A 25,333-nucleotide genomic window follows, 5' to 3' on the forward strand; every position below is an offset into this window, starting at 1 on the left:
AGCTACGGCGCCGCCTAAGGCGCTAGCAGTTTCGCTATTGACAAAGCCGCTGTAAGTCACGCCATTGCCGCCGGTGTATGCCTGACCATCATAGGTCTTAGTAGCGTTGGCAGCGGTCACGGTTAGGGCTACTTTATTAATTGTGAGGGTACCGCTGGTATTACCTGTGCTGGAAATTTGATAGTTTGCTGCTGAAGTGCCCGCGAGACTGGTTACCGACATTGTGTATGTACCAGCTGTGGTTGCTGCGGATAGAGTTACAGGTGTGCCCCCACTAAGAGCGCTAACAGCACCTGTAACCGTATCGCCACTAATAATTCCTGTTAAGGTTGGGCTACCTAATGAAGCTAAAACTCCATAGTTTGCACTTGTATTTGTAACGCTATATGTCAATGCCTTTTGATTAATAGTCAAAGTTCCAGGTGTATTGCCAGAGCTTGCTATTTGGTAATTTCCTGCAGAAGCACCTGTCAGAGCAGAAACTGCCATTGAGTAGGTACCGGCCGCTGTATTTGTTGCTAAGGTCACAACACTTGCGCCGTTATAAGCAGTCACTGTACCAGCAACAGTATCGCCACTAATAATGCCTGTAAGCGTGGCAGCGCCAAGGCTACCTAACGTGCCGTAGGTAGTGCTTGTATTGCTTACGCTGTAAGTTAATGATGCCTTAGCTATTGTTGAAACTGCTCCTACATAAGTAATTGCGTAATTCGTAAGATTTGTTCCAGAGGCTGCACTAGGTGTGGTGTTGAATGATCCTGCTGTAGCAGCCGTAGATGAATTTAACGCGCTTCCCTGACCCAATACGCCGCCGCTCAAAATTGTTTGGGCTGCAGAACTTACAGCATCATTTGTTGCTACACCACCTATAGAGGTTACTAGCCCGCTAACAACATAGCCGGCATTAGTTACCAATGTGCCATAGGTAGTTGTTTTGTTATAGGTCGTTGTGCTGACTGCATCTGTAATGGTGAGCGCAGCAGGTGTAATGGTATAGGTTGGCGAACCAGAAATGGTGACCGTATTGCCAAGTGTTGAAGTAATGCTACCATTGTTAATTACAGTGGCTGATTGAACAATATTGGCATTTGTAGAGCTTGTGCCGATTGCGCTACTCCATCTCAAGGAAGACAAGATGGTATTAAGATCAAGCGTCACACCAAAACTTCCGCCGCCGCCAGATACCAGCGTGACATTGTTTGCTAGCCAATTACTTGCAGCTGTTGAGTTATAGGCGGTTCCATAAACTGTAGAGTAATTCGATCCCAATGTAGCAACTACAGTATTACCAGCAACAATGCGGTAATTAATATAGTTGCCGCTGGTATATCCAGAAGGAGTAGTAAATGTTCCGCCGGACTGGTTATAGGATATGTTGCTTCCGGTTGAAGCATTTGATGAAGTGATACCTAACGCTGTAGCAATTGAGCCGCCAGTTGAGCTCTCGGGCTGCGCCATGGAGATAGAGACTACCCCGCCAGTATTTGTAACCGTGCCGAGAGCCGTAATTGTTCCGCCTGTTGTGGTGCCCGCTGCAATGCCTTGACCGCCAGTGATGCGAATTCCAGAATCACCAGAGTTGGTTACTGCAGCCAATGAAACGTTACCAACTGCGCTGATGGTAATTCCGGTACCGGTTGAGCCAGTGTTATTAATGGTGCCAGATGCTGCTATTGAATTAGCGGAGCCTGTTGAGGTAATCGCAATACCATTGCTTGCTTTTAATTGAGCAACCGAGATAGCGCCACCAGAAAGGTTAATTGCAGCAACAGGAGTTGTTAGGCCTACGTTACCACCCAAAGTAATAGCACCCGTACCAGATGAAATCGTCAGATTATTAGCGCCGTTAATAGTGCCGTAGAAATAGACTGGACCATTACTTGCGCTAGTAGTAAGCGTTGTCGCATTATCGATTGTTACTGGAGCTGCATTAGTACTAGAGCCAATCGTGATGCTGCCTGCAGCAGCTATTGAAGAGCTGGTGGTGACACTCATGTCCAAGGTAACAGCGCTAGAGTATGCGATTTGCAAAGCGCCCGAAGAAACTGTCAGCGTTCTTGCATTGCCACTAGCACCCAAGGTAACTGTGCCTTTAGCTTTAATACCATCCGTTACGCCAACAGTAGAGTTACCGGTGGCATTAGCACCAACGGATAGGTTGAATGTAGTGTTAGCCGTGTGTAAACCAGCCACTTTTATAGCGCCGCCAATGGTGATTGAACCTGTTTGAGCAACTGCAGTAAATGCATCCCCACCACCACTCAATACAATAGAACCATTACCACGTGTGGCACCACCAGCTGTGCTTGTAGTAACAGTGGCATAAGTTGCGTTGACATAACCAGAGCCGCCACCGCCGCCGCCTGCATCTCCGCCGCCGCCGCCATAGTAGCCACCACCGCCGCCGCCAGAATTGGTTACGCCCGTGCCTCCAGCACCACCCCTTCCGAAAGTACCAGCAACTCCAGGGTAGCCACCCCAACCAGTTCCGCCCGCACCACCTGCAGACTGGGAGGCACCAACACCAGGCCCACAAGAACTGCAGGAAGCACTCCCACCAGAACCATTACCGCCTCCAACGCCACCATATTCAGCGCTATTACCCTGATTGCTACCCCAACCGCCGCCGCCACCGGCAACAACTAATACGCCTGAGCTAACAGCGTTACCCGCAGTAGACATGAGCGTGTTGATGGTTTGAATCGATGTAGCACCACCACCTCCACCGCCACTTGAAGCAATACCATTAGCACCACCATTCCAACCGCCAACCGTTCCACTACCAGCACCACCCACAAATAGATAGAGATTTTGACCGGCTGTGACACTCATGGTTCCAGAAATTAATCCACCCAAGCCACCATTACCGGTACTGGAAGCACCACTTGCGCCATTAACGGAGTAAGTAATCGTGCTAATTCCTACTGGTACAACATAGGTTTGTGAGGCACCCGTGTAGGAGTATGTATTGCTAAATGAAGCTACATAAGAACCTGTTCCACCAAGACCAAGGTAATTTAGAGCCGTAGTCTGACCAACTGCACCGGTAATAGATACAGAACCAACACCACTGGCTAAGTAAAGATTGTTAGTGTTTGCTGTAGTGCCATCAATATTTCCGGAAATGGTGATATTTGCTCCGGTTGAAGATGCGCCTAGGGTTGTCAGGTTAACGTTAGCACCAGTTAATACAACATTGCTGCCGTATGTTTGGGTGCCAGAGGTTTGGACATATCCGCCAATACTAATAGCTCCTGATGTAGTTACGGCAACTGAAGTCAGCGGGGTGACCAAGCCAATATCAGCATTGAAAATTGTATTGCCTGAACCATCACTAATAGAAAGAGTCTGTGATCCATTAACCGCTGAGCTTATTGTGACATTTGAATTTGTAGTGGTGATGCTTGTGGGACCCGCCAATGTCACAGCGCCTGTATAAGTCTGTATACCGTTTGTAGTTATTGGGCCAGCTAATGTAGATATCCCAGCAACAGACAAGCCGCTATTAGATGTTGAATTAGTAATAGCAGATCCAGAAGCCATTGAAATTGAACTGAAATTCAGTGTTCCGGCGTATGCCAGATCTAATGTTGCACCATTGGCAATAGAAACCAATCCGCCGCTTGCTCCATTCAGAGCATTTGCACCGCCAATAGCCAGAGTTCCGCTATTGATATTGACTGGGCCAGTGAATGAAGTATTTGGGCCAGAGATGGTTGTAGTGCCAGCGCCTGCCTGAATTAAAGTACCTGCACCAGAGATCGTGTTGCTTACGTTTGTAGCAGCAGATAAGTTAAAAATCAGGCTGGCGCCAGAAGCAACGGAGATCGCACCTGTTGAGCTCGTCATGCCAGTCGCAGTTGCATTGCCATATTGCAATGATCCATAGGAAACTGTTGTAGTTGTAGCGCTAGTGCCGTAAGTATTGGCGCCAGACAAAATTAACTTGCCCGTATTTCCAGAGCTTGAGTTAACCGTTAAACCATATCCACCCGTCAGAGCGCCTGAAATGGTTTGAGTTCCGGTGCCAGCATTGATGGTTGTAGCGCCACCTAGAGTGACAGATCCGCTAAGTGCGTTGTTCCCAGAGGTAAATAATAATGATGCGCCATTCAAAGCAATCGGATTGGCAACAGTGATTCCACCTGAAATTGATAGAGTGGCTCCTGAAGCTACTGTTGCTGTTGAGGCTTGACTTGCTGTGTAGTTTGTACCAAATGCACCCTGTGCAGATGTATCGGCCAATGTAAAGGTATAGTTATTCCAGCCATTTACGGTGGATTTTTGAATATTCGTAATGGTGGTTGACCCACTAATACCTTGACCGGTGATTACCGCGCCCACTCGAATCTGAGCAAGACTGAGATCGGTAGCGCTTCCAATTGGAGCCTGTCCAATAATGTAGTTATTTGCAGAATAATTGCCATCAGCAAATGCGGCGCTTACTGCGGCACCCAAAGCATTAGCATTAGAGATGGCCAATGTTCCGGAGCTTACTGTGGTGTTACCACCGTAAGTGTTGGATCCGCCAAGAACAACGGTACCAGTCTGCGAGTTCCCATTAATTGTTAGTGCGTAGCCATTACTACCATCAGCAATGATTCCGTTGTAAGTTAAGGTGTCACCGCTATTTGCAGCCAATCCACCGCCGCCTAAACCTAAAGTGATGCCGCGATTCGCGTTCAATGTCACTGTAGTGGCGTTTAATAAGAGTGTCCCGCCATTTTTAAGCGTAACCCAGGCAGCATTTACTGAACCAGGCGCCACACTTAAAGAGGTATCCGCTGTAATTGACACAATACCGTTATTAACAACCAAGCCACCTAGGCTATTCGATTGATTTAACGCAAATGTAGAGGTTGCAGTAGCGCCATTAAATTGAAATACACCACCTGCACCGGTAGTAATAACACCACTCTGCGAACCTGAAGATCCTGCAATCGTAATATTTCCGTTTGCATTTGTACCGGTTGAGGTTAATGCGGCATTAATCGCAACTGCAGCACCATAAATATTAATAGCGCCAGCAATACTGGTAGCAGAACCGACTGTCACATTCTGGTTATTGGTCGATTTGCCAATAGTCAAACCAGACAAGTTAGAGCTTAATGTTAGGCCAGCTACTGGCCAGGTCAATGCTGACGAGAAACTGTTGCTATTGGATTGAATGGTTAGGGTACCGGAGCTAGCGACACTGCCAGCCCAATTTGTAGATGCGCCGGCATTCACCACAATGGCATCCGCATTGAGACTAATATTGCTTGAGCTCGCCGCCATAGATACGCCGCCAACTGTAACAGCGGCTTGACCTATAGTTACCACATTATTTGTTAGTGTACGACCACCCATGGAGATTCCATAAGTACTTGCATTACCATAACCACTTAAGTTAATTGCACCGCTAGTTGACAGAATTTGAGCATTATTGATGTCGATGCCATTTCCATAGCCGCCCGTATTACCAGTTGTTGAGGTGGTACCTTTGCCAGTCAGGGTAACGCCCCCGCCATTAGTTGCGGCGATCACAGTACCAATAGCCCCTGTAGTGGCACTACCGCTGTAATAAATCATGATGCCACTGGAGTTGATCGTTGACGACCCGCTCGAGTCTCCAATCAATGTGATGGCATTAGCACTTGTATTACTTGAAATGATGTTGGTAGTCGTTCCATCACCAGCAGCATTTAAATGGATACCATATGCGTAACCATTTCCAGCAACAGTAGCGGCTGTTTTACCGCTGATATAAATAGTTCCCTGCCCGGAATTGATCGTTCCACCAAAGATAGCAATACCATCTTCATTACTTAATGCGGAAGTGGCGTTAGCGCCTTGACCCTGAATAATGATGTTGCCACCACCAGAGTTCATAGAAAGTCCACTCAAAGCGATGACGCCGATGTTGAATCCACCGGCAATACCACCCGTTGGCAAAGCGGCGATACCAATAGCATAGCCAGCAGGCGCTCCACTGCCATTATCAGCACCACCAGCTAATGTAATAGCACCTCCACCGCTTGCGTTATTCGCAGTAGAACCGTTGTTTGTATTAAATGTATTGCTAGAATTAATCTCAATATCGCCGGCAGTTCCATTGGAAGAATTAGCCCAGAAAGTAATTGGGCCTTTATTTGTTTGGAATGTTAGCCCTGTTACCGTAAGAATATTGCCAGTGGCTTTTGCCATCAGACCATTGCCTGCGCCAGTAACAGTCACACCGTTATTAAACGTTACATCTCCAGCCACAGCATTCAGTGTTAATGCTCCAGGAGTAGACACATTTGTGCTGGTGTAGACATACCCATCAGTAAGGACTGTTGGCCCATTAATCGAAATTGGTGAATTAACCTGGATATAGGTTGCCGAAGGCATGGTGGTGCCGCTCACAGACGCAGCCCCAATCGTCAAGCCAGTTAAATTATTACCGGTTGCAAAATTCCACCAACTTGTAGCAATGCTACTTGCTGAAGCAGCGGTAACCGGCAGTATGGTGACTGTTCCAGAATTATAAAAATCGAATGCAGTACCAGCATTGTTACCGTTACCGTTAGTCCACCAATTCCAAGTATCGAATTGAACCTTGACATTACTGCTTGAGCTAGAAACATTTAACGCGCTTGAACCCAATGCGGTTGTTACAGCAGTTGCTGATGAAGCGCCAATATTGAGAACACCTGCGCTCTGAGCCGCAATATACAAACGACCACTGGCTGTAGTGCCTAGAATATTGATGGAACCAGAATTCGCTAGGATGTAATTGGTGCCATTGAAATAGATATCAGCTACATTGCCAGCTATATTTCTTGTGCCTTGAATAGTGATACCGCCGCCCACGCCCGTTGCTGCAATTACTGTATTGCTAGCATTGTTAAACATGATTCCGGAGTTCCAGCTTGCATTTGCTGCGGTAGCAGCACTGCCAATGATCTGAATTGCATTTGCAGTGGTGTTGGCAGAGGTTATAGTTTGACTATAGGATGCTGCGTTAAAGTCAAATAGAATGCCAGATGTGTAATCGCCAGCATTGGTCGACTGCCCGATACCTGAAATATAAATAGTGCCAGTACCGCTATTGATATAGGCATTTTGATCAACTCCAAAGCCCCAAGCGCCAGCAGCACCGCCCTGACTTGAGGTTCCAGATTTACCTAGGATCGAAATATTGCCGCCCGCAGTATTAAAGCTTTCTGCAACAAACCGAACCCCCTCAGATTGGCCGGATGTTCTTCCCTGAGCATAGCCAGTAGCAGTGACAATACCGTTTGAATCTTTAGTAAGCGTACCTCCGCCAAGGAATAAATTTCCACCATTGGTATTAATGTTGGTTGTTCCCCAACCAAATACTCCGCCGCCGCCAGTGCCTGCAGAATCTGAAGCAAGAGCAACAGTACCGTTTTGCGTAGTAATAGTTACAGCACCAGAAGTACTTGTATTAATCCCCAGAGTCCCCGCAGCCTGAGCCAAGAACTGACTACCAGATCCGCTTAGCGTGACATTCTGATTAATCTGTATTGAACTTCCACCGGTATAGGTTGACTTCAGGGTTACATTACCCGAACTAGAAATACCATTAATTGAATTCACGCCGCCTACAGTCAAGACACCTGCAGAGGTCAAATTCAATACGCCCGTACCAGAGGAAGCCACAGTTAAATTATTGGCAATACTTGCCGCAGTAACGGTTGGAATATTAATAAACGCTATTCCATAATTGCTACTATCAGTAAAACTACTGCCAAATGTAATGCTACCTAGGCCACCAGCATAAGCAGCACTAGCAATCGTTATTGCTCCATTTGCATTAGCTGTTGAACCGGTATTGGAGTTTATTAATGCACCATTACTACCTACACCTACCCCATTGAGAGTGAATGGATTGAGTATTGAATAGCCATTCAGATCTACAGTTGCATTGGACGTATTCGCAGAGCCAATCGTAATAGAACCTAAACCAAATGGACCAGATGTAAGTGTTCCGCTACTTGAAGGGGTTGAATTTCCGCCGGCGGCCAAGGTTCCTGCCGACACGATGGTATCGGCAACACCTACAGCTCCATAGGTATTGGGGCCAGAAAGAGTGATGGTGTTATTTCCAACCTTGGTAAGCACTTTATTGCCAGATATTGTTCCGCTCAGAGTAAAGTTGTATGTACCACCGATAGCAGCATCAGACATCAAGACAATATTGCCGCTCTCCGTTGCTGCAGTTGAGTTTGAATTAACAATTACACCCTGCCCCGTGCAGCAACCATACAAACTCAGATTATTTGCAATGGTTTGTCCATTTAAATCCAACTTTCCGCCGTTAACCGTTACGGTGCCCGTACCAAGTGGACCAGCAGTGATTGCATTTGACGCAACCGTAGTATTGGCAGCAACCTTAAGGATGCTTGCAGAGATAGTAGTACCTCCAGTAAAGCTGCTTGGGCCAGAAAGGACTTGAGTAGGATTACCTGTTCCACTACCGCTATAGATTAATGAGCCTCCACCTGTAATGGAACCTGAGTAAGTTGGCGTAACGGAGGACGTATTAGACAGAGTGATGACATCGCCTGTGGTTGTGATAATGCCACCAGCGCCAGACAGACCACCAGTAATGCCAATTGCTTTTGACGCGCCGGTCTCAGTAATAGACTGATTCAAAGTAACGCCAGTGCCAGTTGCGGTCAAAGAAATTGCATCCGTGGAGGATAGACCAACCACTGAGTTAACGGTACCAATATTGAGCGAACCGCCGGTATAAGTAATAGCGCCAATATTGCTAGATGAAGCTAGGTTGGTAACAGCATTACTAGTATTGCTGAATGTATATGAACCGGCACCGGTTGCAAGCAGGCCAGAAGCGGTGATCAAGCCTGTGATGTTGGTATTACCCGAAGTGCTAACGTAACCGTTTGAAGCTGAAATACCGTACGTCCAGTAAGTTCCTCCAGCATATCCAGATGCTCCAGCACTTGGATTGGCGGCAGCATAAATGGAATTCGCTATCGCATTAGCGATGGAGGTTGCCGCTCCCAAGTTAGCACCTTGGAAAATAATATTGCCATTAGAACTGCTCAGACTCGTAGATGCATTACTCCATACACCGTAAGCAGATCCGCTTGTCGCAGAAGCGGTTCCGGAAATTACAATGTTGCCATTAGTGGTAGCAATCGTATTGGAGGAAGCATTTGGGGCTACATATACAGCCGCATAGTTAGTGTTCGTACCATAACCAATCAAGCTAATGTTAGCGGCAGCACTCATTGCAGAATAGGAATCAAGAAAAACACCATAGGCTCCTGCACCGGTAACAGTGATATTGCCTGATCCAGCCAATGTTCCGTTAGCAAAGGTAGGCATTCGAATATAAGTGCCGGCCCAAATTGAATTATTTCCGAGCCCGTTGATGGAGACGTTCCCAGAATCAGATATGACACCAGAAGTCGCATTAGGTGCCGTGGTGGTAACCATGCCTTGATAGACACCAATGCCTTGAGCATTGATACCATTCATGATGACATCGCCAGCAGCCCTAAAAGTGCTTGTAGCATCATAAATGGCAATTCCAGCACCTGCGTAATAGCAGCCCGAGCCACATCCACCAAAGCCATTCGATTGATAGCCGTTAGCATAACCATTTAAGGTCAAAGAGCCGCTGTAAGAACGAATATAAACGCCGGGATTTCCAGACCAGAATATGATTCCATAGCCGGCGCCATTATTAGAAACGCCGTTATAGTCAGCCGATCCAGTGATCGAGATATTGCCATAAGCATAGAACTTTGGATTTCCGAATATCGCCACCCCAGATGCATTTGAGTTACTAGCACCGGCTGAATAAGCATAAATTTCTTGTCCATTCATCGTAATGCCGCCACCTTGAGTGCCTGCAGTTGTTGCACTTACGGTGTATGGGTTGCCAACAGCATATAAATTCCCGTACCAAACAATGCCCCACCAGTAACCAGTAGCTGCCGAGCCAGCCACCGCAGATGAGAAGCCAGATGGAGAGTAGTTTGTAGGTCCGCCAGAGATAGCGCTTGTGAGGTTTGTAACCGCAGTGCCAATGGCAGCATTGGCTGTGTTGTAGAGGTTATTTGTGTTCGTAGATAATGAAGAGCCTTGGAACACAATGTTTCCAGCTAATGCAACAATATTAAGACTTGAAGTATCTGATTGAATTCCTACATTACTGGCGCTGTAGCCAGACACGGTAATGCTGCCATTAGTTGATCTTAATAATCCACCGGAGTTAGACGTTATTGCAGTTCCAGCAATGGAAAATTCAACACCATTTCCACTGGTAGATCCGCCGTAACCAATGATGTCAATATTATTTTTTGCGCTTACAGAGCCATTGAAATCAAAGTAAATCCCACCGTAATATCCTGCTGCCGAGATAGTAGTTGAACCATTGGTAGCAATGATGGGTGTACGCAGATAGATATCGTACCAAGTGGTATAAGTTTGAGTTGAGATACCTTGAATAGTGATATTTCCGTTTGTTGAAGTAACGGAACCGCCACTACCGCTATTGTTATATACCCAAAAAGCGATGCCTCCAGAAGCACCCGTAGTCACGCTATTGATATTAATATTTCCACTAGCCAGAATTTTTACAGACAAGTCGTTGAGAGTTACCCCATGACTGGCGCTGATCATATTCATATTGATAGCACCACCAGTAGACTGTAATGTGGAGCCCGGGTTTAAATTAGCACTGTAGTTTGAAGTATTCGTATTGGCATAAACATTCAAATTGCCGTCCACAATCACAGAGATATTGCTATTGACGATTAAGCCGCCCAAGGCGTTGATCGTTAATGAATTGCCCGCAGCGCTAGACATATTTCCAGCAAAGGTAATTGTCTGGGCATTAGAGTTTGTAGCAATGGTTGTATTCCCACCAAGCGAGCTAGCATTGACTGTAAGTGAAGTGTTATCCAAGAAATTTGCTTGACCACCAGTAAGGACCAAAGTAGCTACCGAGTTGGTGTTTGTAGTTGCAGTAAGGTTTGCTCCATACAAAGTCAAGGTATATGTACTGCCCGTGATAGCACCGCTCAGAGTGATTGCTCCTGGTCCGCCGATAGATGCATTAGATCCTAAGGTTACCGCCCCAATGTAGGTTGCGGGAGTCGAATTACTATTAATCAATGCGCCAGTGGTTGATGAAGCGCCAAATCCAGCGCCATTGATAGTCAAGGTATTGGTGTTGGTAAATGTTTGACCATTTAGGTCAAGCGTAGCGTATGGAGAAACTGTGATTGAGCCAGAACCGAAGGCCTTTCCTGAGCCTGCTTGCAAAATACCAGCAAGAACCAGAGTGCCTATGGAATAGGTATTAGCAGCATTTGATAACTGCACAGTATTACCGCTAGTCTTTTGAATATTAAATGCGCCGCCAATGGCACCGCTAACCGTGAAATTCAGAGGACCGCCGAACATTACATTGCTCTGCAACGTTACCGCCCCGCTTGCCACACCGCTGCCCACTGAATCTGTCAAAGCCATAGTACCAATATAGGTAGTGTTACTAGCGTTAAGTTGCCCATTCCCTGCGTTGAGATATAGGGCATTTGAAATAGTTAGGCCTGCTAAATCAAAAGTACCGTAATTTGTACTGCCGGTAACATAAATTTTTCCGGTGCCAAATGCTGTTGTACTACCCGCACGAACCGTTCCTGCGTTAACCGTCAGGTTGCCATTGTAATTACCAATACCGCTGCCACTAAATGTGGTTGAGTTGAAATAACTCACTGAAGCTAATCCATAGCCCGTTCCGGAAGCGCTAGTGGCAAGGCCTAGCGTTGCATAATTCGCAGTAGAGCTAGTAAGGTTTTGGCCCAAGTATGAATTAGCAGATGTATTAATGTAACCGGCAGTCTGCATCTGAATAGTTACATTGCTACCTGACTGAGCTAGTTGCGCAGTCACGTATTTAGTAAAGGAGCCATCGTAGTACTGAAACTCCACAACAGCAGCGGCCGTAGATCCACTACCGGTATAACTTACGATATACATATTCGCACTACCGCTTGCATTCGCCCCACCAAGATAACCAGTCATTCCTGACGTTAATAAAGCGGCAACTGTTGTATTACTTACAAATGCTCCAGCAGAAGTTGAGAAGTACCCATTGACTGTGTTTGATCCATTGGTAACCGTTAAATTTGCGCTACCATTTAACGAGCCAGAGAATGTTGCGCTACCGCTATTGTTATTAGTTAGTGTCGCAGCAGAATTGACTGTTAAGGTTCTAGAACTGCTAAACGCAGTCGATCCGGTAAGCGTTAAATTACCACCGCCAAGGATAATGTTTCCAGAGGCGTTACCTAAATTACCATCCGCAGAGATTGAGAGGGTGCCCGCTGTCACAGTAGTGTCGCCAACATAAGAGTTGCTGGCATTTCCCAGAATTACTGTTCCTGCATTTGCAACGGATCCAATGGTTAGCCCGCTTGAACCTGAAATAGCGCCGTTGATTGTCACGGCATAGCTGGTATTGTTGTTCTGAATATATTCACCGCCAGAACCCAATACGATATTGCGAGTGGCGGCTAAGACAACTGCCCCACTTTGCCCTGTAATCAACAAGGTGGAGCCATTATTAATAGTGAGGTTAGTTGCGGCGCTGACTGGTGCAGTACCTAAATTGGCATCTGCAGAAATGCGTAACGTACCGCCATTTATAGTAGTAGTTCCGGTATATGTGTTGGTGCCTGCGAGTGTCAGAGTACCAGAGCCGCTGTAAATTAAATTAGTCGCACCAGAAATAACGCCACCACTACTCTGTGCTGAAGAACTAGAAGAGGAAGTGATCGTCAAGCTTGTTAATTTGCTAGAGGAGCCAATCGATACCGCTCCACTGCCCGCATTAATCGAAAGTGCATTAGCGGGTAATGCGAGAACAACAGTACCAGCAGCACCGGCACCGCCAGTACCTGTGTAATAAGCGCCGCCGCCGCCAGCACCATAATTAGTAGCAGCTCCGCCGTTTCCAGAATTACTACCATTACCAGCGCCTGAGCCCCCAGTTCCAGCAATGCTGCCAACGCCAACGGTATACCCAGAACCACCGCCGCCACCGCTCGAGTAAACATAATTTGAGCCAGTAATATTACTTGTGTAGCCCGCTCCACCGTTTTCGTAAGCGCAAAGTGAACCGCAACCATTGGAGCCACCATAACCACCAGCACCTGCATTGACATTACCCGCTGTGCCGGGATATCCAAACCACTGACCACCAACTGCAGTAAAGGCTGAAGCTGGTGGGGATGCAACTCCACTGCCCGCTCCACCTCCTGCAGCACTTAAACCACCAGAGATATTGCTAACAGCAGTAGTAAGCCCTGAAGAACCGCTACCCGAACTCACTCCATTAGCACCACCAGCTCCACCTGCACCAATTGAAACGACATAGTTAGTTCCCAAGCTTAAAGATGCTGAGCCAGTCAACACAGCGCCACCACCGCCACCACCACCGCCGTTGTAGCAGTTGCAGTTTGCATTTCCACCACCGCCACCGCCACCGACAACCAGATATTGCGTTCCTGACTGAGTAACCAGTGGTGCAACAGTAAATGAGCCGCCTGCATAAGTAATATTGAATGCACCAGCAATCGCTGCAGTTGTTGATGCAGTGCTAGAGTTTCCATTTAGAGTGTAAGCACCTGTTGATGTACCCGTAAACTGCACTACAGCTGCTGTAGAAATCGCACCGGTAATTGTGATGGGACCACTTGTACTAGTCAAAGTAGGTGAGCTTGCTGCCACATACATAGCGCCAGAATAGGTTTGACTTCCAGATGTATTGACAGAGCCGCCTAAGATGGTAGTGGCAGTGCCGCTACTGAAGTTGATCGCTGACAAGGACACGGCAACTCCAACATTTCCACCTAAAGCAATAGCGCCGCTACCGTTAGCAATGGTCAATGATTGCGCACCAGAGCTCGTACCGTCAATCGATGAACCAAAAATAACGTTGCTGTTGGTCGTGGTTAAGGTAGTTCCCGCACCCAAGGTAACCGCACCACCATATGTCTGAATACCACTAGTTGTAATTGCATTAGCCAGCGTTGCAGTACCGCTGACCGCTAAAGAGGAAGTTCCAGAGCTGGTGGTAATTGCAGGTGATGTACCCGACATTGAAAGCGAGCCAATAGTTAAGGCAGTTTGCAAATCTAATGTAGCGCTAGTAATCGTCACGGCGCCTGTTGAAGCACCAGCAGTACCGCCACTGGCGATGCGTAAAGTTCCAGCGTTTACTGTTGTTCCGCCGGTGTAGGAATTAGCCCCAGACAGGGTCCAGGTGCCAGCATCCTGCTTAGTTACAGAGCCGGCAGCAGTAGCAATGATGCCGGAGATAGAGCCGCCTTGCGCACCACCTAAAGTTAAGCTAAAGCCTGAACCGGTAATGATTCCGACATTGTTTAATGTAATGGTTCCATTCCCGCCACTAATTTGGCTAGAGCTGCCTAAGCTCAGCAAACCAATATAAGTAGCGCCTGTGCTGCTGCTATTAATCAATGCGCCATTTCCACTGCCAGTTCCATTAATGGTGAGCGGATTAGCATTGGTCAAGGTTTGACCATTGAGATCTAAGATTGCGCCACTAGCAATAGACACTGCTCCTGATGCCGCACCCAAAGCGGTAGCGCTAGCTAGTTTGAGGGTTCCAGCAGAAAGCGTCGTGCCACCGCTATAGCTATTCGTTCCGGAAAGAGTAAATAAACCGCCGCCAGTGAGGGTGAGGCTATTATTAGTAGCCCCTATTGAACTAGCAATCGTATTGCCATTACTTGTTGAGTATGAAGAATTGAGCGCAAGAGATACATTCGATATCGTCTTGCCTGCAGCAAAGGTAATTTGACCAGCCCCTGCATTTATAGTTAATGAAGAGCTGCTATTGACAACCACAATACCGGATCCGCCGTTACCGCCAGAACCCGCTTGTACCGTCGCGCCACTACCATTCACACCAGTTGAGCCATTGCCTACTGTATTGCCACCACCGCCACCTCCGGAACCGGTATTAGCAACGCCATTGCCTCCAATGGTGGCATTATTGTTCGGAGTGTTAATAGAGCCGCCATTGCCTCCTATACCGCTTCCGCCTGATGCGGCAGTTGTACTCCAGTTACCGCCGCCTCCGCCTGCGGCATAGTACAAAGCGCTACCAGTGATAGAAGACTGCGTTCCATTTCCGCCGCTTGATGCGCCAGCTGTCGCGGAACCACCACCGCCACCACCTGTATAACCAATTAATATGCCGCCGCTATTGCCCAACTCACCACTAGTTGCGGTAATGCCTGAAACCGTTGATACCGCAGATCCTCCAGATGCACCGCTATATGTACCGCCGCCGCTACCGCCAGACGCACCGCCATACCCTTTCGTACCGCCGCCGCCGCCGCCCAAAGCAACAAGAGTCGTTGCGCTAGCGCTACCTGAGCAACTAGTACCAAAACAAGAATTACCGCCAGAGGCACCGGTGTTATTAGCGGCTATGCCAGCCCAGTTTCCGCCTGCTGCTCCATAACCGGTGGCTCCAGAGCCTCCGGCACCAACTACTACAGAATATGCAGTACTACCGCTTAAGCTAAATGCATTTGATGCTGTTTGAACAAATCCGCCTGCACCACCACCACCACCGCCATCAAGACCACCACCACCGCCGCCACCCACTACGAGTATTTGTGCTGTAGAGGAAGTTGCAGGAGTGTAGGTGTATGTTGAGCTTGATGCCGTCCATAGCAATGAGCCATTACCTCCGACTAAAGTCTGGCTCACTCCGCTTGTTAAGGTTGAGGTCGTTCCATTGAATATGTAAGAACCACTACCTAAAAGCTGCAAAATAATTTGAGTAGAGATATTGCCCGCAAAACTGATGGGATATCCTGAGCTTGATAAAGCGATGTTCGGGTTTATCAAAACAACGTTGCCGTTATAGACTTGGCCAGCAGCGCCTGTTGTTGTGACGTTGCCACCGAGAGTGGTTACCCCTGTGCTAGTAGAAAGTGAGGAAAGCGGTTGATTGCCACCAACTATTCCATTAAAGGTTAATGCATTACTAGCACCAGTGGCGCTCGCCAAGGAATAAGCAACCGTTGATGAGCTATCGACAGTAGATCCAAAAGTAATAGCGCCAGTTCCACCAATAGTAGTGTTTGATCCAAGGGTAACTGCCCCAGCATAAGTTGCTGGAGTAGCCGAGCTGTTAATGATTGCGCCAGCATTACTAACTCCCGCACCATTTAAAGTGAGGGCATTGGTGTTGGTCATGGTGGTGCCATTGAGATCAAGTACGGCACCACTCGTCAATGACACAGCACCACTAGATGCTCCAAGCGCAGTCGCGTTACCTACTTTGAGGGTGCCCGCACTGATTGTCGTACCACCAGTGTAGGTATTAGGACCAGAAAGAATTAAGTTACTGGTAGAACTGTTCTCAGTTACACCGGTGACGTTGGTCCCAATGACTGCGCTAATCGTGGTAGCGCCTGTACCAGCTCCGATATTAGTAACTGTCCCCGTATTGTTAATGGATCCTGTAGCAAAAGTAATCGTGCCAGAAGTTGCGTTTTCATTGATGGTGAGATTATTAGAGCCAGTGACACCACCACTAAAGGTTGTTGAGGTCGCTGAACCAGTATTGCCTAAAGTTAAGGTACCAGTAGTGCCGGTTGCCAAAACAATCGCATTACTATAGGTAAGACCAGTAGTACCAATCAGTACACTGGCATTAGCACTGCCTGAGGTATTACCTAAAGTCACTGTGCCAGTACCAAACGCATTAGCTGCCGCTGAGGATCCCACTAGAGTGCCAGCTAAGACAGTCGTACCACCAGTGAAGGTGTTGGCACCGGTGAGAGTTAATGTGCCTCCCCCTGATTTGGTAAATGTAGATAAAGCTCCGGAGATGGCCCCACCATAAGTGGAGTTACCAAGCTGGTTAATAGTTAAGCCTGCACCGCCAGCTAAGGTAATTGCGCCTGAACCCGTTAATCCTGCATCAGTTGAGACGGTATCCTGAATCAAGATGTTGCCAGTGCTACCATTTGTCGTAGTAAGATTAGCCCCCAAATAAAGGGTTGATGCGGTGATGCTGATCGGTCCATTTACAGATAAATTAGCGCCGACAGTAATAGCTCCTCCCACGCTATATCTATAGGAACTGAAATTTGGTGCGGTTGGCAAAACTAAATAATTGCCATAGTTATTTCCCGCGGCTACAGATGTTGTAGAGGAACCTGAACCAGGGTAATAAAAGGTTATAGCGCTGGAGGCGCTATAACTAGAAAAGTCAATGCCAAGCGATGTACCTATACCCCCGCCGCAACCGGAATCACAGAATGCAACTTGAACCGGACTTAAACCTAGAACAACTGCATCTGAAACCAGTTTTAAATTGCTGGTATAGATATTAGTGGTTTGACCATTAGTTGTGTACCAGCCCAAACCGATACCTGCACAGGCAATATTTTGAACGCATGATGCGTTGGTATTCAATCCAATTATTTGAATAGTTGGGGCTCTGAGAATGGAGCCGTTTACGAAAACACCCAGTCCACTAGTGCCAGTTGCACCACTATCAACATAGCTTGATGAGCCTGCCATCAAGAGAGTTCCGGTGGCCCGAACATCGATAGCGGCAGTGCTACCCCAACCGAGCTGCATACCACTACCTGCGGAGCTAATGCCGTAGAAAGAAACATTGCGGCCATAAACTTTTGAACCAGAGTAAAGGGTGATGCCAGCATAACCATTTGAAGTTGTCGCATTTTGACCGGCCATCACAACATCACCGCCAACTTGAATATTCACTGCAGCACTACCAGCTCCACTAGTACCTAAATTAATGCCTGAATAATTTGAACCGCCTGCACCACCCTGCACTGCATTTGCATAACACCCAGTGCATGAAGTATTCCAATTGGAACTGGTAATTGATCCTACTGAAACTCCACCCATAAATAAGGAGCCGGTACCAGTTGATGCTGTATATGAAGAGTTGTTAGAGGTATTTAGCCAAATATTGACACCAGAACTCAAGACGATTGCGCCTGAAGATTCAATGTAGAGATTATTATTAGTGTTAGTAGCGATACTGCTATTGATGAAAATATTTCCACTGGATCCCGATCCAGCTGGGCAAGTAACACCACTACATGTATTTGCAGTTGTCGATACAACTACGTTGCTACTTGCTAGACCACTAACGATTGCGCTTGCGAATGTGGAATCAATGGTTAGATCGACCGGATCAATTAACCAGATACCGCCCCTACCAGCATTGATGCTAGCGAGCATTGAAACAGTGTGGCCAGATGTTTCAATATAACCGCCAACAGTTGCGGGGTTGATATTGCTTGCTTCAGCATTGATCACGCTTTGTGAATCAATGCTCGTATAAATAGAAAACGGCAATGTGCCATTCTTTGCATCATTGCCGATAAGGATTATTCCACCTTGATTTAAACCTCTCGCTTCTACAGTTGTATTGACAAGATTGGTTTGATCAAAGGCTGCAATACCAATGCTCCCGCCACGACCATTAGAGCCGTTCGTCTGAATTAAGGTATTTTGGGTATTGAGGTTGCCAGCATTGCTGACGATCGTGATGGAACCACCATCCGAGTAACCGTTTGCACTAATTTGCGCTTGGTTAATTTGAATATCTTGATTAGATGTGAGCGTAATCGTGCCACCAGGCCCTGCCTGGCTATTGGTTTGCACCACTGCTGCGTTATCAATTGTTATTGTGTTTGCAGTGACGGCAAAAGAGCCTCCGTTGCTGCCATTGGCTGCAACTGCTCCTGCTAGACGAATATCTGTACCGTTAATAGCAATCACACCGCCGGGGCCGTTATTACCGTTTGCTTGGATCAAAGACCCACTTTGGGCATTCAATTGCTGCGCCGATAAGGTAATTTGGCCACCATTTGTTCCGTTGGCCAAAATTTGGGCGGAGCTATAGATTGTTAGATCATTTACCGCATTAAGGTGAATGATATTTGTTTGATTTGTATTGGTTTGAGCGCTTGCACTTGAATCGTTTGCTGCTGAAGAGGTGTAGACCACATCCAGTCCGCTTGCAATATTACCGTTTGGATTATTTTGCGCTGTCAAGAACGTTGGCAAATCTTCTTTGCGAATGACATTGCCGTTATACGTTACTGATGTATTCGTGGTGTTGCTTGTATTGGAGTTTGAACTTGTAGATGTATTCAAACCGCCAGACACATAAATCGCTTGAGCAAGCAGTTGAATGGCAGCTCCTAGTGTTGTGCCATTACTTGCATTGATGGTGCCATTTGCATAAATGGTTTGCGCTTGCACTGTAACTTGTGTTGCCGTGATTGTTGTGCCAACGTTCAGATATGCAATTGAACTGTTAATGATCACGTTCAAATTTTGTCCGCTAATGTCAGCGTTCAAATTAAAAATACCAGATGACGTTAATGTCAATGTTGTTTGTGTAAGACCTTGCTTCAGAATATTTGCGCCACTAGCAATCGTAAGATTGCCACTACCCGCTTGCGTACAGCCACCAAGGCTTGGGCAGACATTGCCATTCACAGCAATGCTGACGTTGTTATTTGCAAGAGCAAGTGAAATGACATTTGCAGCAGATGCGTCAATGATCAAATCAATTGGATCTAGGAACCACAAACCAGATTTACCTTTTGCAGCGCTGGTATCAACAACCAATTTTGGCGCAAGGTTGACGATACCCTTTGAACTAGTTTCTATAAATCCACCATTGCCGTTTATTGCACCACCAATTGCTTTGAGCGTTCCAGCAACAGTCGTTTTAACTTGCGACCAAATCGCGATAGATCCTGCATTACCGTTTTGAGTTGCAGACACATCGATCACAGCGCCCTGCTTCACGGTCACAGTGTTTGCCATTTGTTTTGTGTTCGCTGCTTGTGCTGCATTACTTGCAACGACTGCTTGATTTTGTTGTGCTGTATTTGCACTAGGCGTTTGCGCATTGACTTGCGTACCACCAGAAGCTTGGGTTTGCGCTAAACCGACATTCACCTGTCCGCCACCAGCTGTGCCAGTTGCTGTCGTAGAGGATTTCTTAGTGATCTTGATATCGTTTGCGACAAGATTGACTTGACCGCCTTTGCCATTAGCTGCAGAGCTATTGGCCTCAACTGTGCCTGCCTGGGTGACATTATTGGCAACCAGCTCAATGACACCACCGTTGTTGACCATGGAGGAGGCAGATATCTTGCCGGTGTTTTTTACCACTGAACTCATCAGCTGGTTAGCCGCACCCGCGGCGAGGACAATCAGGCCCCCATTAGTCTCAACTACCCGCTTATTGACGATGAGGGCTTTCAGGGTCGCCTTATCTACCGTAACGCCAACCAAACTGTGATTGCCCTGGAAATTAAGGGTCACTTGGTCGCCAGCAGCCATGGCAATGCTGCCACCCGCCCTGGCTAGGACATAACCCTGGTTTTGGACCTCTGGAGCCAGCAAAGCGATAAAGCCATCAGGCTCATTGGCCTGAATCGAGCCTTTATTGATGATTTTGCCGGTTCCATTGCCGTTATAGGTGGATTTACCGTCCATAAAGTCTTTATCAGCGATGTTCATGGTGCTGGCCGTAACGGCTGCAGCATCTACCTGAGCACCCCTACCAAAAACTACGCCATTTTGGTTCACCAGGACGATTTGGCCATTGGATTTGAGGGCTCCATCGATCTGAGAAGCGCTAGTGCCAGTAACTCGATTCAAAGTCGCTGAATTTGCACCTGGAGTATTGATGTTTACAGAGGCATTTTTACCAATGTTAAAGCTATCCCAATTAATCACTGCACGTTGCGTGCTTTGATTGATGGTCATGGTATTGGTTGTCTGTGAAATCGATGCAGAACCTGCCACTACCTTTCCGTTGGTTGGCAATGCATTGAGTGGCTGGGCCACCACATATTCACATTGGAATGCAATTAAAACGAAAAAACTCAAAATGGCTTTAGGTTTGATTTTGGAGATGCTTTGTAATTTGAAATTGGAAGACAGGGTCACTCGAGCAAATTTCTTCTTCAAAACACGATCTTGGAAAGATTGGACCAAGAGTATTAAAGCATCAAAAATACAAATCGTATTTTGGGTGATATTTTGAACCGCAACGACCGAAGAAAACATCTCAAGGGATGAGAAGAATTTTGCAATCTTTCGGGTCGGTGATTTGACGGTATTTTGGAGTGATTTCTTAACCGCTTGCGTGCGCGCAAGCAAGGCAATTCCCTTGCACATTTGTGTGTGCAAATGAATGCTACCTTGCGAGAGAATTTTTTTCAGTAGTACCAAAATATTTTTTACAAATGGTGTGTGTTTTTCATCTATACGAATCTGCGTTAAACCCTTTTTACATATAGAAAAACACCGCAGCCGTTATTTTAAATAAAGAATTTTTTGAGAGCAAATATTGAAGTTGTCAAGCCCTGGAAGCCCAGTCAAATCAAGACCCAGTTTTAGAGCCATTCTCTAGATATCGCTTTTGAGAGGAAATCGCCCTTTTATGGGCTAAAGACGCAATTCCGCTATCAGAGCCATATGGGGGCATTATTTTTAAAAAAATACGCTCGTATTTTTGTCCAATTGAAGAAATAAAGCGGGTTTATTTCAGTAGAAAAATGGAATGGAGCTGGCTCTATTTGAGCGAGAAAAAAGAATGTTGATTCTCACTCAATGTGTATTTAAAAAGTGCCATTTTTGTGTCATTTTTATTGGCTATTTTTAAGTATTTTTTGAGTTCACTAAGTGGGTTTTATCTGCCCCAAAATACCCATCTAACTTTTCCCAAATTGTGAAAAGATTTCCGCCTAGAAAGAATCGGCTTGAGCTGTCTTGAGAGTTTTCATCTTTGACCACCCACCCGATTTTGATAAACCAATCCAGTGATTAGCCAGATCTTTTTTTGCACTCTGAATCGAAAAAAGATTCTCAGAATTTTGACTTACACCGCCTATTTTTAAAAATGTAAGACTTCTTCCTTGGGTTCTTGTTGTTTTTGACTGGAGTGATTTACCTTGAAACTTGCATTAGAAATCCAGCGGATGTCCCAAGTTCATTCAAGAAGTCGTTATTAGTAAGGTGCATCAAATTGAAGGTCAAGCATGGCAATTTTTTGCTTTTACTAATAAGAAATTGGCTTGTTATTTTGATGCAAAAACATACCGTTTTTTTAGGCTACATTTGGTACGAAAATTTCAAGAAAAAAGACTCAAAAACCACCCTCATTTGCGGGAATTTTTGAGTCCTGTTCTCTATCACTTAGGTTTATCGCCCTAAGTGATTTTTTATTGGGTATTTTGGCTGTATTAGAAGCTATAACTGCCGGTAATCCAGCCTCTTGGTTGGGTTGTGCTGCCATCGGTATTCACAGGTTGGCCATATTGACTATATAGGGGGTTTTTACCCACCATCCAGGCAACCATGGCTCCTAGATTCCAACCCTCGTAATCCCACTTTGCTCCAAAACCTGCACCCATCAGTGAATAGGTATTGTTGGCGTTAGTAAGGCCTTGCCAGCCTGGGTAGGTAAATTTGTATTGCTGCACCACGCCACCATCAAAGAAGGCCGATATGTTTACTTTAGGCATCAGCTCATGACGCAACTCCATTGTGAAGATTCCGCCTTGAGCGCCGCCCGATTGCGCCACTGGGTATGCGCGCACGCCATAGGGGCCGCCTAAATAAAATTGCTCGGCAGAATTGAGGTTGGTAGAGGCAAATTGGCCAGATAAGGCGGTATACAGGGTTGTTGTACCGTCTTCAACCAATTGCTGGTTGCGGTTACCAGAAAATGTCAGCTTGCTGAAATTGCTGGGGGTAATAGGCTGGTAAACCGTTGGAGTGGTATCTGGTACAGCATACATGCTGTAGTTCGACATGCTGGTTCCCAAGATGCTGAGGTTACCCAAAATTGCCGTTACTGAACCACTGCTAACAGCCCCATATCCAAAGCCATCCACAAAATTTCCGGATAAACCTGCTGATAGATTATTAATGTTGTACGCGCTGATGGTTGTATTAGTAATCGTATTGCGGTTGTTGTAGCTCTTGATGTCGTAGTTCAAGCTGGTATTGAGGTTGGCGCCTTGCGAACGGATGAGCGGGTAAGCTGCGCTGACGCCAGTAGTCCATGCATCACCAGCGCCGCCCGTGGACGAATAGTTGCTGACGTTTTTATATTGCAAATAGGTTCCTGCCAAACCCAGTCTTAAGCCATCTCTGGAGCCAGGCAGCGAGATAGCGCCCTGCACATATTGAGACCCCTGGGAGAAAATTCCATTGACTGATGCCGAGTCGCCAATTCCCAATGCGCCATTCAGGTTCATCGAAAATACACCTTGATTTGCGCCAGTAGTTCTACTGCCGTAGTTATTGGCCTCTACCCTTCCCTGAACCAAATCGGGCTGAGTCAGCTGCAAACGCAGATTGGTATCACCATCTTTTTCGCCCGGCTCTAATTGACTTGAAACCATCACCCCTGGAGTTTCATTGAGGATGATGATGGCGCGCTCTACCGCATCCATATTGAGCGGATTGCCCAAAGGGTTGGCATAAGTAATATAGGCCGCTGCTTGCTCTTTACTAAAGCGTGTTGGTCCCTGCGGATTCTCCACTTCAACTTTTCCAAGCTTTGCCTCAGTAATCAGGATCTTAACTACCCCGTCCTTAATTTTTTGGGGAGGCAAAATTGCTTGAACCGTATAACCCTTCTTACGGTATAAGGTCTGAATGGCATCGCAAGCTCTTTGTAAATCATCAAAGCTCACCGGCACACCTACCCAAGAACGAATTGCCAACTGCACTTCTGCTTCAGGAAGAATATTGACTCCTTCCAGCACAAATGAATTAACCGTAAAACGCAATTCACCTTCTTTGCTGGCGCTTGGCTCGCTTGGCGCCGCTTTACCGGGCTCTGGCAATGCCAACGGCGAAGGTAATGGCAATTGTTGCTCGAGACCTCGCTGTAATGCGCCCGCATCAACTTGAGCATTTACAAGAGATGCGAGGCCAAGCTGCAGCGTCAGAAAAGCAATTGCGGATAGCTTGAAGGTCTTAGTACGGTTTGAGTGCATAGTTTGGGTACTGAATATCAGCATTAAATATCAAAAAGTTCTGAGATTTTAACGGTTTAGAGCGTTTTACAGAAAAATGCCTATACAGGTTAAGATTTCGTATGAATTCAACTGTTAGCGCCCCAATTGCTTTTGATTACCCCTTGCAAGACTCAGCTGGCATCACCTGCACAGCTCAAGCCTGGGCTAAAGTCCCACCCCATCTTGCTGGACCTGAGAAAGCAGCAGTCATTACCCGTATTAAGGAGTTATTAGTAGAGAAAGATGCCGCCTTAGTGGCTCACTACTATGTTGACGGTGATATCCAGGATCTAGCTATCGAGACTGGTGGCTTTGTTGCCGACTCTCTGGAGATGGCACGCTTTGGCAAAAACCATTCCGCCAAAAATTTGATTGTTGCTGGCGTCCGCTTCATGGGTGAATCCGCAAAGATCCTTAGCCCAGAAAAACGGGTGTTCATGCCCGACCTCGATGCCACCTGCTCGCTTGATTTAGGTTGCGATGCTTCAGACTTTGCTGCATTTAGAGCTGCGCATCCCGATCGTGTTGTTGTGGTCTATGCAAATACTTCGGCAGCAGTCAAAGCGCAAGCAGATTGGATGGTAACCAGTTCATGTGCATTAGCGATCGTGCATCAACTCAAAATTGAGGGCAAGAAAATTCTCTGGGCACCCGATCGGCATTTGGGTCGCTATATCCAAGAACAAACTGGCGCCGATATGTTGCTATGGAATGGTGCTTGCATTGTTCATGATGAATTTAAAGCGGTTGAATTAGAGATGCTTAAAGCGGCTCATCCTAGCGCCATGATTTTGGTTCATCCAGAATCTCCGCAAGCAGTAGTTGACCTTGCAGACGTTGTGGGCTCTACTTCTGCCATGATTAAGGCTGTGGTTGAAGGCGCTGCAGCTGAGTACATTGTTGCTACCGATAATGGCATCTTGCATCGCATGCGCCAGCTAGCCCCCAATAAGAAACTGATTGAAGCGCCAACTGCTGGTAACAGCGCTACCTGCAAGAGTTGTGCACACTGCCCATGGATGGCCATGAATGGCTTACAAGGAATTTTGAATTGCCTAGAAAACGAATCTGGTGAAATCTTCATCGAAGAACCTATTCGTGTTCAAGCATTAGGTTGCATTGAGCGTATGCTCGACTTCACTAAAAACCATCCTGACCTTTTAGCTAAAGCGCAGCATGGCTTTGTAAAAAATATTGGCGCCGCTTAATTTTTATAT

At 46.6% G+C, this 25,333-nt stretch carries 3 protein-coding genes; 1 reads left to right on the forward strand and 2 read right to left on the reverse strand.

Annotation, left to right across the window (positions count from 1 at the left end; genetic code table 11):
- Both ICN40_RS11750 and ICN40_RS09255 read right to left on the reverse strand, forming a co-directional pair.
- The coding region (locus ICN40_RS11750) for an autotransporter-associated beta strand repeat-containing protein (protein ID WP_255561298.1) at positions 1-21,261 on the reverse strand (21,261 nt) is incomplete at its 3' end.
- Between the two features lie 1,067 nt (positions 21,262-22,328).
- Positions 22,329-24,095: a ShlB/FhaC/HecB family hemolysin secretion/activation protein gene (locus ICN40_RS09255; RefSeq protein WP_216243591.1), complete on the reverse strand. Its 1,767-nt coding sequence runs from the start codon at positions 24,093-24,095 to the stop codon at positions 22,329-22,331.
- Between the two features lie 101 nt (positions 24,096-24,196).
- Here ICN40_RS09255 and nadA point away from each other — a divergent pair, with 101 nt between their 5' ends.
- Entirely contained in the window at positions 24,197-25,324 is a 1,128-nt protein-coding gene (gene nadA, locus ICN40_RS09260) for a quinolinate synthase NadA (protein ID WP_216243593.1), read from the forward strand.
- The last annotated feature ends 9 nt before the right edge of the window (positions 25,325-25,333 follow it).

The sequence above is a fragment of the Polynucleobacter sp. Fuers-14 genome (genome assembly GCF_018882045.1).
GTDB lineage: Bacteria > Pseudomonadota > Gammaproteobacteria > Burkholderiales > Burkholderiaceae > Polynucleobacter.